Source organism: Streptococcus oralis subsp. tigurinus, from assembly GCF_002093575.1.
GTDB lineage: Bacteria > Bacillota > Bacilli > Lactobacillales > Streptococcaceae > Streptococcus > Streptococcus oralis_CH.
The window spans coordinates 99,295-112,837 of record NZ_LNVH01000001.1 but is presented as its reverse complement, the minus strand read 5'-3'; the positions used below and the strand labels follow the sequence as shown (position 1 = coordinate 112,837).

The following is a 13,543-nucleotide window of genomic DNA, read 5'->3' as shown; positions in this document are numbered from 1 at the left end:
TTACCTCACTTTTTACCTAGAGCAGCCTGTTCCCGATAAAATTTTAACCAAATTCCCAGTAAACGCTCTTCTGAATACTGCTTGGATATCCTTTTAGCTTTTTCTTTCAATTCTTTCAACGCTTCAGGATTTTCTTTGTATTCTAGGATTGCTTCTCTCATCTCAGAGACATCACTTGTAGCACGATAATCTCCCTCAAGAATGACCTTATACAGGTCCAAATCCCTTAACATAATAGGAGCCTCGCAACTAGCTGCCTCTAAGATGGTCATAGGGAATAGTTCATTATAGCTAGGTAGTAAGAACAAATCAGCTAAAGCATACAGTTCCCGCATCCTCTCCGGTGACACAATACCTGGGAAAATTAGATTTTTAGGTGGATTGTCCATAATCTTCTTATAGCGTTCATAACCATCTGTTATTCCACCAAATGAAAAACCACCAGCCCAGATAAAGGTAATTTCTGGCAATTCTTCAGCAAGACGGATAAAGTCATCTATTCCTTTTCGTTTCTGAACCTGACCCGCACCAACCACGACAAACTGATCTTTGGCGAGATCCATTTCTTCACGAAGTTGTGCAACCTGTTCAGCTGGTAATGGATGCCATTTTTCTTTGTTTACAAAATTGGGGATATAAGTTATTTTTTCTCGTGGAATACCCGCAGCCACTAGATCTTCGATAAACATGGGATTGACCACCACCAAGTGTTCCATCCGATTGTAAAAGGAAAAAACATAGCGTTTGACAATTCCTTTTAAGAAAAATGGAATTTTCAAACTCCCCTCGAGCGTCTCAGGCAAGAAATGCACATAGCCAACCTTTCTCCCAGAGCGTTTCTTTTGAAATGTGGATAAATAATAAGGGAAATCAATGGTGTGAAAGTGGGTTACATCTGCCTCTACAGGAAGATTCTCCGTAACAATCAACTGATCTTTGGCATCACGATGAAGGAGACTCACCAATTCACGGTAGGCTCCTGACACTCCTTGACCAGCCACTTTTTCACTTGAACTTAGCATATTAATACGCAATTTTTTGTTTTCCATACTACTCATTATACCATTTTATTTCAAGAAAATCAGTAAAAGAAAGAAGAGACCAGAGGAAAATGGAGGAGCCCCTCTCTTTTCCAATCGTCTCTCGTAATTTTCCAATCGATTACTTAATTCCTAGGGCGATACGCGCATAGCGACTCATTTTTTCAACCGTCCAGGCTGGATACCAGACCAATTTGACTTCAATATTGGTTACCTCAGGCACCTCTGTCATCGCATCGTGTATCTGGTCTGTTAAGAGGTCAGCCAGTGGGCAGCCCATAGTTGTCAAGGTCATATCAATTTCCGTGTGACCTGTTTCACCATCAAAACGAATCTCATAAATCAAACCTAGGTTGACAATATCAATTCCCAACTCAGGGTCAATGACCTCTTCCAAGGCATTTAAAATGCGTGTTTTGATCGTTTCAATTTGCTCTTCTGTATAAGCCATGTTATTCCTCACTCTTAGTCTTCAATAAAATCACGAAGGGGTTTGCTGCGACTTGGTTGACGCAATTTTCTCAAAGCCTTAGCCTCAATCTGACGGATACGCTCACGAGTCACGTTAAAGACTTTACCAACATCTTCAAGAGTACGCATTTTTCCATCATCTAGCCCGAAGCGCAAGCGCAAGACGTTTTCTTCACGGTCTGTTAGAGTATCCAAAACCTCATCCAACTGCTCACGCAAAACGATTCGAGTTGTGTAGTCTACTGGATTTTCAATCACTTCGTCTTCGATAAAGTCCCCAAGATGGCTATCGTCCTCTTCACCAATCGGTGTTTCAAGCGATACTGGTTCTTGAGCGATTTTTAGAATTTCGCGGACCTTGTCAGGTGTCATATCCATACGCTCAGCGATTTGTTCAGGAGTTGGATCTTGCCCTAATTCTTGAAGGAGATTACGCTGTTCACGGACAAGCTTGTTAATGGTTTCAACCATGTGGACAGGAATACGAATGGTACGAGCCTGGTCAGCGATGGCACGAGTGATTGCCTGACGAATCCACCAAGTTGCGTAAGTTGAAAACTTAAATCCTTTTGAATAGTCAAACTTGTCAACAGCCTTCATCAAGCCCATGTTTCCTTCTTGGATCAAGTCAAGAAACTGCATGCCACGCCCTACGTAGCGCTTAGCAATCGAAACCACCAAACGAAGGTTGGCTTCTGCAAGACGTTGTTTGGCTTCGATATCACCAGCCTCAACTGCTAGGGCCAATTCTTTTTCCTCTTCGTTGGTCAAGAGAGGAACGACCCCGATTTCCTTCAAATACATACGGACTGGGTCATTAACCTTGGCAGAAGTTGAGCCAATCAAGTCCTCATCACTGAGTTCTGGTTCTTCTTCTGCACTAAGCACACGCGCACTTGGATTTCCTTCGTTGTCTGTGATAGAAATTCCAGCATCTTGGATCCGTTGCAAAAGGTCTTCAATACCGTCTGCATCTAAAGTAAAGGGAATAACCAGACTTGTATTGATTTCGTCATCTGTTGCTGTTCCTGTTTTTTTGTGGTTACGGATAAAGTCTGCTACTTGCACATCAAATGTAGTTACTTCTTTTTGTTTTGTTGCCATTATTACTCCATTCTTCTCTTTTGGGAAATCAATCGTTGCAATTCTTCCAAGGCTGTGTCTGTATCTCCTACATGACTAGCTTCCTGCACTTTCTTTTTAATTCTTAAGTTGTCCTTGCTGAGGAGAGCACGGTTTCGAGTCGCTTCGACTTCCACTAGCTCCTGAGGCGACATCTCAGCTGGCAAATCCAGGCTAAGCACGTGGTACCAAGCATTTTCAACCTCAGGTGTCTGATGAGAAAGCTCCTCTGAGCCGATTTCTCCCTGCTCACTTAATAATTCGTAAAGAATCTGAAATTCTGGGGTATCAAAGAAAAAATCTTCTCTTAATCGGTAGTCGTTTAACACAACTGGGTTCTCAGCCATCCTATAGAGGAGATGAGCCTCTGCTCTCATGACTGCTGTCAATTGTCGCGTTACAGGTATACTAATCGCTGCTGGAGGTTGCTCCTCTTTGACTCTTTCCTGCCTCTGAACAATGCGACTTTCATTTACAATCTGCTCCACCTGCTGGTAATCAAAAGAAGGTAGATTATCCGCCAGAATGTGGATATAAGAATTCTGGGCAGTGATAGACCTTTCTTTGGCGATTAGGGGCGCAATCTTTTCAATGAACTCGATTTGCGCCTGCAAGTTATCACTATTTTCTGGCTTGAGTTGGTGAATATAGAACTCTATAGGACTGATACGAGTCTTTGTTAAGAGGTAGGCCAGGTCTTCAGCAGAATTCTTTTGCAAATACTCATCTGGGTCCATGGCATCAGGTACTCGAACAACCTCCACTGAAAAGTCTTTTAACTCCTCTAGAGCCTTGGCTGTTGCTGCCTGCCCTGCCTTGTCGCCATCATAGCTGAGAATAATTTTTTTGGTAAAGCGTTTGAGGTGGTCAACATGCTCCTTGCTTAAGGCCGTTCCCATGGAAGCTACAGCATTTTCTATACCAGCACGGTAGGCTGCGATCACATCCATGAAGCCTTCCATTAGATAGAGCTCTGTAATCTTACCTGTTCCCTTTTTTGCCTTGTCCAAATGATACAATTCGTAACTCTTGTTAAAAATTGCAGTCGAGCGACTATTTTTGTACTTGGCAGTCTGACTATCCGTTTCTTGCCAGATACGACCTGAAAAAGCAATAACCTGCCCCTTGTCATTGGTCAAAGGAAAGATGATCCGTCCGAAAAAAGTATCATAAAACTGATTGCCATCTGACAGGTAAAACAGGCCAGAATCCAATAAGTCCTTTTCCTCAAACTTGTCAGCCAAACGTTGATAAAGATAGGTTCTCTCGGCTGGAGCCAGTCCAATCTGGAAGTGCTTCAGAACATCATCTGTCAATCCACGTTTATAGAGATAATCCCTTGCTTCTTCTCCCATCTTGGTCGTCATGAGAATTGCATGGTAAAAACGGGCAGCTTCTTCATGCATATCATATAGAGCTTGATGAGGGGAAGCTTGTTGAGGACGAGACTGGACAGGCATAGCTAGTTGAATACCAACGCGCTCCCCTAAGAGCTGAACGGCTTCCATAAAGGATACGCCTTGGTATTCTTCGATGAACTTAAAGACATCTCCTGAACGACCACAGCCGAAGCAATGATAAAACTGCTTGTCTTCCACAACGTTGAAAGAGGGGGTCTTCTCACCATGAAAAGGACAGAGCCCTAAATAGTTCCGTCCAGCCTTCTGTAAAGAAATCACATCACCTATGACTTCCACAATGTTGGTATTGTTTTTGATTTCTTCAATAACTTGCTTGTCAACCATACACAATACCTCCATCTTATCATAGTTTTACGTTAACTAGTATAGCTTATTTCTGAAAAAAAGTAAACCATTTCATACGCTTTCCAGAATTCTCTTTGCTATATTTTTCCATATTAAAATGGGAGATAAAAAACTCAGAAACACTTCCAGGTTTCTAAGCTTTTCTTCACTATTTTTGATGATAATTTAACTCATCTATTCAAATAATTGATAGTAGTCTGAAATTTTCATCTTAGCTTTTTCTTCTTTATTAAGGTCTTGGATGATTCGGCCTTCCTTCATGACTATCAGACGATTTCCATACTTTAATGCATCTTCCATATGGTGGGTAATCATCAAGGCTGTTAGATGATCCTTGTTGACAAAGTCATCTGTTAATTCCATCAAGGCCACACTTGTTTTTGGGTCAAGGGCTGCTGTGTGTTCATCCAACAAGAGCAACTCTGGTCGCTTCAAGGTTGCCATCAAGAGACTCAAGGCCTGACGTTGTCCACCTGATAGAAACTCAATCGGAGTATCTAGATGCTTTTCAAGACCATTTCCCACTTTTTCAATGGTAGCCTGAAACTCTTCCCTATGGCTTGAAAGCCTTCTAGGCAGGAGTCCTCTCTTCTCACCACGAAACTTGGCAATCAAAAGATTTTCCGCCACTGTCATACGGGGAGCCGTACCCATTTTAGGATCCTGAAAGACACGAGACAAGTACTTAGCCCGCTTTTCAGGTGAAAAATGCGTCACATCCTCGCCCATGATACGGATACTTCCACTTGTTAAAGGCAGGGTACCTGCAATAGTGTTAAAAAGCGTTGACTTTCCTGCTCCATTTCCCCCTAGGATGGTAATGAAATCATGTTCGAAAATTTCAAGAGAAACATCATTCAGAATGATTTTTTCCTCGTCAAAGCCATTCGTGATGACTTTGGTAGCATTTTTTAATTCTACAATTGCTGTCATTTGCTAAACTTGACTCCTTTCAGGTATTTGCTTTTGAAGGTTGGAATCATAAGACAAACTGCCAAAATCAAGGCGCTGTAGAGTCTTAAATAGCTGGTGTTAAAGCCAAGAGCAATCACTCCCCAGACGAGGAACTGATAAGCAATAGACCCTACAACGATGGTTATGAGTCGCTCTGCCAAGGTCAAACTCTTGAACAAAACCTCACCAATAATCAAGCTAGCAAGCCCTACGACAATCACGCCGATTCCTCGGGAAACATCTGCGTATCCTTCTTGTTGAGCAATTAAGGCCCCTGCAAGCGCGATAATCCCATTTGAGAGAACCAAACCCATGAGTTCCATACGACCCGTATTGATACCAAAGCTACGAGCCATATCAGGATTATCACCTGTAGCGATGTAGGCTTGGCCTAGTTTGGTATCAAGGAAAAAGAGCATGAGGCCAATAACAAGAGCTACAAAGATTAATCCAGTCAGGAGTTGGTTAAGGTCTGAATCAAAAGGCAAGACATCCTGAATTTGCTTGGTTCCAAGAAGCCCCAGATTGGCACGTCCCATAATCATGAGCATGATGGAATGGCAAGAAGTCATTACTAAAATTCCTGATAAGAGGGTTGGAATGTTTCCTTTAGTATATAAGAGTCCCGTCGCCATTCCAGCTAGACAGCCCGCCCCTACTGCAGCTAGGGTTGCTAAAAATGGGTTAACTCCCTGCGTTATCAAGGTTACAGCTACTGCTCCCCCTAGAGGAAAAGAGCCCTCAGTAGTCATATCTGGAAAATTCAAAATTCGGAAAGTCATAAAGATTCCCAAACCTAGAATCGCCCAGACCATCCCCTGAGAAATAATGGATACTATCATAATCTTTCACTCATTTCTTTCTTTAGTAAAAATGGGAGGAGATGTCTCCAACTCCCCCTTTATCCTTATTCAATCACTTGCCCCGCTTCTTTTAGAACGGACTCAGGGATTGTGATGCCAAGTTCCTGTGCTAGTTTTTTGTTGATCACTGACTTACCAGTTGAAAAGACATTAACTGGCGTATCAGCTGGTTTTTCACCTTTCAAAACTTTGGCAATCATTTTACCAGTAGCCACTCCAAGATCGTGTTGGTCAACTACTACAGATGCTAATCCACCTGCTTCTACCATGGCAGTGGCACTTGGGTAGATTGGCTTTTTAGCTGTTTGATTGCTTGAAACAACTGTTGAGAATGCGGATGCAATGGTGTTGTCAATTGGAACCCAAATCGCATCAACCTTACTTGTCATGACATTAACTGTTGAAGCAATTTCGTTAGTCGATGGAACGGCAAATGTTTCGACTGTCAAACCTGCTTTTTCAGCATAAGCCTTGAATTCTTCTACCTGTGTTTTTGAGTTATCTTCGCTACTTGAGTAGAGAGCGCCGATTGTTTTGACATTTGGTGTCAAAGTTTTAATCAATTCCACTTGCTGTTCAGCTGGGTTGTGGTCTGATACCCCTGTGATGTTGCCACCTGGTTTTTTCAAATCCTTGACCAAGTTAGCACCGATTGGGTCTGTAATAGCAGCCATGATAACTGGTAGGTCTTTTGTAGCACTAGCGAGTCCTTGAGCTGCTGGTGTTGCAATCCCAACAACAACGTCGTTTCCATTTGCCACCAATTGTTTACTCATGGTTGCAACCTTGCTCTGATCGCCTTCAGAGTTCATAAAGTCGATTTTTACTTGGTCGTCCTTATAGCCTTCTTCAGCTAGTCCATCTTGAATCCCTTGGTAAATCAAGTCCAAGGATGGGTGACTAACAAATTGAAGGACACCAACCTTAGCGACCTTTTGCTCTTCCTTAGTTGCTGGCTTGTTCATTGATGAATAAATCAAGCTAGCCACCACCAATACTGCTAATCCAGCGATAATTCCCATTAAACGTTTATTTTTCATATTCTTTCTCCTTTTAAATCACTTGTATAATGCTCTTTTCAACAAAACAAGCGATGCCATCGTTTAAATTCCAATATCTTTCCTCCCAATAGAAAAAGTCCTCACACAAAAAACTTGTGTGAGGACGTCGATGCGCGGTGCCACCTCAATTATAGGGAATATCCCTATCGCTCTTTCTCGCAATAACGAGTTGCACTGTAAGGTGTGCTCACCGAATTTTTATGATTTCAAATTCTTTATAACATTCAGCCCAATTTTCATCACTTTCATCTATCTGCTTCCACCAACCACAGACTCTCTTAAAAATGAGCATGATTACTTTCTGAATGTTTAAATTATATCATTTTTCAACTACTTGTCAAGATTATTTTTAGAATTTTTTAAACAATTCAAAAACTTCCCCTTGAAAAAAGAGGAAGTTTGTAGAATATCAGCCTGAATTACGCAAACCGGTTGCAATTCCGTTGATAGTTGTATGGATCAGTTTTTCTTCGTCTGCTGACAATTCACCACGACGTTGACGTTTGATCAACTCCAACTGGATGTAGTTAAGGATGTTAAAGTAAGGCATACGATAGTTTAGACTGTCTTTTAGGTAAGAGTTTTCTGCCAAGAGTTCGTCATAGCCTTCGATAGCTAAAATAACGTCCTTAGTCAATTGCCATTCATCTAAAATAGTGTAGTAGATAGCCTGCACTTCTTCATCTTCACAGAGCTTAGCATATTCAAAAGCAATGTTCATGTTAGACTTAGATAAGACCATGTCTACATTGGAAAGAAGAGATTGGAAGAAAGGCCAGTTTTGGTACATGTCATGAAGAAACTCGATATTCTTCGGATCTTTATCTATGAACTCTTTAAAGCTTGATCCCACACCATACCATCCTGGGAACATGACACGACTTTGTGACCATGAGAAGACCCAAGGAATGGCACGTAGACCACCGATTTCAGTGATGGTCTTACGAGCTGCTGGACGCGAACCAATATTGAAGCTTGAAATAGCCTTGATTGGGCTTGACTCGAAGAAATAGTCATAGAAATGTTCATTTCCAAAGACCAAATCACGGTAGATATCGTAGCTACGGTCCACCACTTGATCCATAACAGCTTCATAACGATTTGACGTGTTGGTATCGCTCTTCTTCTTGGTAATCATACGGTTAATGGCTGCAGAAACCAACATTTCAAGATTATAGTAGGCAGCGTCTTTGTTGCCGTATTTGTTTCCAATCACTTCTCCTTGCTCAGTCAGACGGATACGGTCCTTGATAGACTTGAGCGGTTGAGATGTAATGGCTTCATAAGTTGGACCACCACCTCGACCAACAGTACCACCACGTCCATGGAAGAAGGTGACCTTAACGCCAAATTCATCCCCGATAGCAGTCAGTTGTTGTTGAGCTTTGTAGAGTGTCCAACACGATGATAAATAACCACCGTCTTTATTACTATCGGAGTAGCCAAGCATGATTTCTTGGTAGTTGTCTTTTGAAGCAATCCATTTTTTAGCCAATGGAAGAGAGAAATATCTTCTCATGGTTTCTTCCGAGTGATCCAAGTCTTCAATCGTTTCAAAGAGGGGAACAATCTGAACGCGCGCTTTTTGAGCATCCACCAAGCCGACTTCCTTGAGCATGATGGCTAATTCTAGCATATCAGATACACTTGTCGCGTGAGAGATGATAGTTTGGCGAATGACATTTTCACCCAGTTTATCCTTCAACTTGCGAGCAGTTTTGAAGATAGACAATTCTTTCTCAAGCAGTTCTGACTTTTCAGCATGAGTAGCTGAGAGGATACGAGGATCTTCTTCCAACTCTTTTAAGAGGAGGGCGCATTTTTCATCTTCAGAGAGATCGCTATAATGGTCGTTGATGCCAGCAGATGCTAACAATTCAGCCACACAGGCTTCATGAACACTAGAGTCTTGGCGCATATCGATAGAAGCAAGGTAGAAGCCAAAGATTTCAACGGCTTGCATCAGTTCAACAAATTCTCCTGAAATCAGGTATTCCCCTTTGTTCTCAAGGAGAGAATCTCGAATGGCCAACAAGTCTTGATAAAATTCATCTGCAGTAGCATATCTAGGCTGAAGATCCTTATCTTCAATGAGATAAGCCTTAGTTGCCTGCATCTTAGCTTGGATATCAAAAAGAGCACGACGATAGAGTTCTTTTTCGCGATAAATGGAGTTATCTTGTGACTTCAGCGCCATCTCACGAACTTTATCACTGACATTCACAATACTGGTTGACAGTGAAAATTCACGATAAAGATTATAAATCTTTTCATCGTAGTAGTTCATGATGACTTCGCACTGAGTCAAAGCTGATTTATTGAGGGTTTCCGCTGTTACGAAAGGATTTCCATCACGGTCTCCTCCAATCCACATCCCCATAGTAATTGGTTTTGGATGTTGGAGCTCAATTCCTTGTTCTTTAGCTAGTTTCTTATATTCAGCCGTTAAACGCGGAACAGCATTCAGGAAGGAACTTTGATAGTACTCCATCACGTTCGTGATTTCGTTGGTTACTTTCAACTTCTTCTCACGAATCATGTCTGTTTGCATGATAATTTCAATGTAACGACGGAGATCCATGTTCCATTTTTCTTTATTAATCAAGCCTAGTTTGACATCACGGTACTTACGCAAGAGCGTATGGATATGGTTGGTCAAGTCCAGCATACTCTTGCGTTGTACTTGCGTTGGATGGGCGGTCAAGACAGGAACGACATTTAACTTTTCTAAAATTTCAGCTGCATTTTCTTTTTCGGCTACCATCTTTATGGTTGTAGACAATTTCCCTAGATAGTCTTGGTCCACATTGTTCTGGTGGTTAATTTTATAGGCTAAGTCCACATCCTCAGATATATTAATCAAGAGTGGAAGGATAGAGAAATAACGAGAAATGTAAATCATTTCTTCATTGGAAAGGCTAGTCACCAGTTCATTGAGCCCTTGATAGTTTTCATTTGTTGATAATTCCTTCAACTGCATGATTTTTTCAAAGGTCTCTGGCGCTAGCATATTTTTTGTGATATCTTCTAGCAGCTCCGTCAAAATCAAGACTTCTTCTTGGATGACGGCTTTATTACTATAGTTTTCTAATTTCTGAAGAGACATATATTTTTCCTTTCCATACAATCCTTACAGACCTTCAACAGTTTGAGATTCGTATTCTCTAATGAGTTTAGCACGTTTCTCGCTGGCATCGATATTTAATACAAGGGCAATGGCTACGGATAATACCAGGAGACTGTTCCCACCTTGTGAAAGGAAGGGGAAGGTCACCCCTGTAGAAGGAATCAACCCAGAAATCCCACCGATATTGACAAAGACCTGGACAAGAATCATCCCTCCGACACCGATAGCAACCATGGAGTTAAAGGGATCCTTAGCTCGAATACCAACCAAGATGATTCGCAAAATTAAGAAGAAGAGTAAAGCCAAAATCATACTCGCTCCTACGAATCCAAACTCTTCGATGACAATCGAAAACACGAAATCCGTATGGGCTTCCGGCAGATAACCACGCTTCTCGATAGAATTTCCCAATCCCAGTCCGAACCAGCCTCCATTTACCATTGCATAGTAAGAATTTGCGAGCTGGTGTCCTGCACCCGCCAAGTCATTAAAGGGATTAAAGAATGCACTAAAACGTTTAGCAACGTAACCAAATACAGGAATTTGAGAGAACTTTTCAACCCCAACAAAGCGAATGACAGACAAGACAAACATTGAGCTCCCTGCCAAGAGAGCCAGAATGGTCGAGAACCAACGATAGGCGATCCCACTAACCGTATACATGATGAGCGCCACCAAGACCAAGATGGTCGCATTTCCCAAGTCTGGGAAAATTCCCAAGCTACCAATCAGAACTAGCAGAACAAAACGCCAGTCGTTAAAAGCTCGAGGTAGCCATTGATTTTGGGTCAACACCTGGAAGTCATAAACCGCAATCTCATCCTGTTCCTTTGAAAATCGATGTGCCAGGTACCAGATGATGATAATCTTAAGGTATTCAGCCGGCTGAATCGTTACAGGTCCTACAGAGATCCATCCGTATGCTCCATTGACAGGTGTTCCGACCAGTCGCGCCAGAGCCAAAAGAACCATCTCCACAATCATTACGATAAAGATGAGACGCCCATTTCTTAGGAAACCTAATTTTAATTTATAGATTAAGGCAATCAAAACCAAACTAGCTACCCAGAAAATCCCCTGGTTACGTACCAATTGAAAAGCGCTTTTTCCTTCTTCAATTAGGGTTGCACTCGTTGTCGAGTAAACTACAATCAACCCCAAAATTGACAGAAGAAAATAAGGAATCAAAATGGAATAGTTTAGTAGGTGCCTTTTACTAATTTTCATATTTCACCACTCTAATAGGAACAGAGGTGGTTGTCCCTAATTCCGTTTTATTTTCTAGTTTTGATTGTTATTATACCACTTTTTCAGAAAGAAAAAAACTATTATCCTTTAATCCTTCGAATTTTACTTATTTTTTGTCTTCAAGCATAAAAAATACAAACCTCAAATGAGATTTGTATTTTCATTGCTTAGTTAGATGAAGAGCTACTGCTTGAGCTTGAGTCACCACCACCGATGTATTGGGTGAAGATGTTTTGGAAGGCCTGATCTTTGACCTTGATGTTTGCTGCTTGCAATTCTTTACCAATTACTCCTTGAACAAAGGCAGAATCATTTTGTTTTTGAGTCAAAATGATGGTCTTCAATTTTTCTTTGTAATCCTCTAAGTTAGAAGATTTTTCCGTCTTCTTCGTTACTTTAACGATGTAGAATTGATTGCTGTAGGCTTGTGTTCCAGTAGCCGTAATCACATCAGAAACTCCGTTCACATCCAAGGCAAAGGCCGCTTTTTTGACTTGTTCTGGAAGTTCTGTTGAAGCAGAGTCAAAAGTGATTTCTCCACCATTTTCTTTTGTCTTATCATCGTTAGAGTTGTCTTTTGCCAACTGAGCAAAATCTGCACCTTCTGCTTTCGCTTTTTCAAGCACTTCTTTCGCCTTGTCTTCATTATCCATACGGATGATTTGAGCTGTCACATCTGGTGTATAAGACTCAAAAGCCTTTTGGTAAGCCTCATCTGTCAATTCACTCTCGGCAGCTTTCTTAACTGCCAATTCAACCAATTTGCTAGTACGAATTTGAGCTTTACGAGTTTCAGCAGTCATACCTGCCCGTTGAAGTACACTGTTGTAGCTATCCCCGTATTTCTTTTGTTCCTCAGCAACGGCGTCATCCACATCTTTATCCGTTACCTCTGATCCATATTGCTTTTCAAATACTTTTTGGATGGTCATATTAAGCAAGACTTGTTGCGCGGTTGAATTATTCTTTACTTCTTCAAAAAATTGATGCTCCGTAATCACATCACCCTTCATGCTGATCAAATCTTTTCCTTCAGAACTATTTGAACAAGCTGCAAGTGTTGCTACTGATAAAAGTGTGATGGCTCCTGCCATAATTTTTTTCTTCATGTTTACTCCTTTTACGGTAAGTGTTACTTTATCTATTTTACTATAATTTCTTAAATTTTTCTGAAAATCATTTATCATCAGGTAGCTGTACATCTGCTACATTCTTTCGTAGCATGAGAATGCCATCACCAAGAGGAACTAGAGTTGCCGTTAAACCTGGATTATCCAAAGTTGCGTCGAAAAGTCTTTGCAAACCTCGGTAAATGGTTCGTTGACCACGGCGGACTTCCATGATGTCCTTGGCAACATCTCCTCCTTGGAAAATATCATCCAAGACAACCACTCCACCAACTTCAAGTCGTTTGAGGATTTCAGGCAGAAAGACGATGTACTTGGACTTAGCCGAATCCATAAAGACAAAGTCATAAGTTTCTGTCAGGCTAGACAAAACATCGACGGCATCTCCCTCTAAGAGGGTGATTTGCTTACGACTGTCAAACTGGGCAAAATTTTCCTTGGCAAAGCCTATCATCTCAGGATTACGGTCAATGGTTGTAATCTTTGCAGTTGGCGCATGTTCTGCCATCAGGAGGGCTGAAAAGCCAATTGCCGTCCCAATTTCCAAAATATTCTTAGGCTGCAGACTTTCCATGAGAAATCGAAAGTAGGCAACTGTTTCATGAGGAATGATAGGAATATTTTCCTTACGAGCAAAGGTTTCCAATTCTTTCAAAGAACCAGTCACCTGCTTTTGACGCTGGCGCATGAGTTCAACGATTTCTTCCTTGACGACGGGCCGGCGCATGTTATGGTTGGCATTTTTACTATAAGACTCTACCATC

11 protein-coding genes and 1 other annotated feature are annotated in these 13,543 nt (G+C 41.5%); all 11 genes read right to left on the bottom strand.

The window, feature by feature from the left end:
• Window positions 1–5: 5 nt before the first annotated feature.
• A complete protein-coding gene (locus tag ATE37_RS00585) occupies window positions 6–1,049 on the bottom strand; it encodes a glycosyltransferase family 4 protein (RefSeq protein WP_000428259.1) in 1,044 nt (347 codons plus the stop codon).
• 112 nt (window positions 1,050–1,161) lie between these two features.
• The gene (locus ATE37_RS00580; protein WP_000331931.1) at window positions 1,162–1,491 is read right to left on the bottom strand and encodes a metal-sulfur cluster assembly factor; all 330 of its coding nucleotides are present in this window, start codon (window positions 1,489–1,491) and stop codon (window positions 1,162–1,164) included.
• A gap of 14 nt (window positions 1,492–1,505) precedes the next feature.
• The gene (rpoD, locus tag ATE37_RS00575) at window positions 1,506–2,615 is read right to left on the bottom strand and encodes an RNA polymerase sigma factor RpoD (protein WP_084867126.1); all 1,110 of its coding nucleotides are present in this window, start codon (window positions 2,613–2,615) and stop codon (window positions 1,506–1,508) included.
• A 2-nt stretch (window positions 2,616–2,617) separates the two neighbouring features.
• Window positions 2,618–4,378, bottom strand: coding sequence for a DNA primase (gene dnaG, locus ATE37_RS00570; RefSeq protein WP_084867124.1), 1,761 nt, complete (start codon window positions 4,376–4,378; stop codon window positions 2,618–2,620).
• A 195-nt stretch (window positions 4,379–4,573) separates the two neighbouring features.
• The gene (locus ATE37_RS00565; RefSeq protein ID WP_084867122.1) at window positions 4,574–5,332 is read right to left on the bottom strand and encodes an ABC transporter ATP-binding protein; all 759 of its coding nucleotides are present in this window, start codon (window positions 5,330–5,332) and stop codon (window positions 4,574–4,576) included.
• On the bottom strand, window positions 5,329–6,195 hold the full coding sequence (locus ATE37_RS00560) for an ABC transporter permease (protein ID WP_084867120.1): 867 nt from the start codon (window positions 6,193–6,195) through the stop codon (window positions 5,329–5,331). The genes ATE37_RS00565 and ATE37_RS00560 overlap by 4 nt, the downstream gene beginning before the upstream one ends.
• Before the next feature lie 65 nt (window positions 6,196–6,260).
• Window positions 6,261–7,256, bottom strand: a complete 996-nt coding sequence (gene trpX, locus ATE37_RS00555) for a tryptophan ABC transporter substrate-binding protein (RefSeq protein ID WP_084867118.1) — start codon at window positions 7,254–7,256, stop codon at window positions 6,261–6,263.
• A 117-nt stretch (window positions 7,257–7,373) separates the two neighbouring features.
• Window positions 7,374–7,590: a binding site (T-box leader), on the bottom strand.
• 96 nt (window positions 7,591–7,686) lie between these two features.
• Window positions 7,687–10,383: a phosphoenolpyruvate carboxylase gene (ppc, locus tag ATE37_RS00550; protein ID WP_084867116.1), complete on the bottom strand. Its 2,697-nt coding sequence runs from the start codon at window positions 10,381–10,383 to the stop codon at window positions 7,687–7,689.
• Between the two features lie 24 nt (window positions 10,384–10,407).
• Window positions 10,408–11,631 carry a cell division peptidoglycan polymerase FtsW gene (ftsW, locus tag ATE37_RS00545; protein ID WP_084867114.1) on the bottom strand — a complete coding sequence of 408 codons (1,224 nt, stop codon included), beginning with the start codon at window positions 11,629–11,631 and terminating at the stop codon, window positions 10,408–10,410.
• A gap of 188 nt (window positions 11,632–11,819) precedes the next feature.
• Window positions 11,820–12,761: a peptidylprolyl isomerase PrsA gene (gene prsA / locus ATE37_RS00540; RefSeq protein ID WP_084867112.1), complete on the bottom strand. Its 942-nt coding sequence runs from the start codon at window positions 12,759–12,761 to the stop codon at window positions 11,820–11,822.
• Window positions 12,762–12,828: 67 nt separating this feature from the next.
• Window positions 12,829–13,542, bottom strand: a complete 714-nt coding sequence (locus ATE37_RS00535; RefSeq protein ID WP_084867110.1) for an O-methyltransferase — start codon at window positions 13,540–13,542, stop codon at window positions 12,829–12,831.
• Window position 13,543 lies beyond the last annotated feature (1 nt).

Coding starts and splice junctions, on each gene's coding strand:
- ATE37_RS00585 (WP_000428259.1), bottom strand. CDS start 1,049: ATGGAAAACAAAAAATTGCGTATTAATATGCTAAGTTCAAGTGAAAAA.
- ATE37_RS00580 (WP_000331931.1), bottom strand. CDS start 1,491: ATGGCTTATACAGAAGAGCAAATTGAAACGATCAAAACACGCATTTTA.
- rpoD (WP_084867126.1), bottom strand. CDS start 2,615: ATGGCAACAAAACAAAAAGAAGTAACTACATTTGATGTGCAAGTAGCA.
- dnaG (WP_084867124.1), bottom strand. CDS start 4,378: ATGGTTGACAAGCAAGTTATTGAAGAAATCAAAAACAATACCAACATT.
- ATE37_RS00565 (WP_084867122.1), bottom strand. CDS start 5,332: ATGACAGCAATTGTAGAATTAAAAAATGCTACCAAAGTCATCACGAAT.
- ATE37_RS00560 (WP_084867120.1), bottom strand. CDS start 6,195: ATGATAGTATCCATTATTTCTCAGGGGATGGTCTGGGCGATTCTAGGT.
- trpX (WP_084867118.1), bottom strand. CDS start 7,256: ATGAAAAATAAACGTTTAATGGGAATTATCGCTGGATTAGCAGTATTG.
- ppc (WP_084867116.1), bottom strand. CDS start 10,383: ATGTCTCTTCAGAAATTAGAAAACTATAGTAATAAAGCCGTCATCCAA.
- ftsW (WP_084867114.1), bottom strand. CDS start 11,631: ATGAAAATTAGTAAAAGGCACCTACTAAACTATTCCATTTTGATTCCT.
- prsA (WP_084867112.1), bottom strand. CDS start 12,761: ATGAAGAAAAAAATTATGGCAGGAGCCATCACACTTTTATCAGTAGCA.
- ATE37_RS00535 (WP_084867110.1), bottom strand. CDS start 13,542: ATGGTAGAGTCTTATAGTAAAAATGCCAACCATAACATGCGCCGGCCC.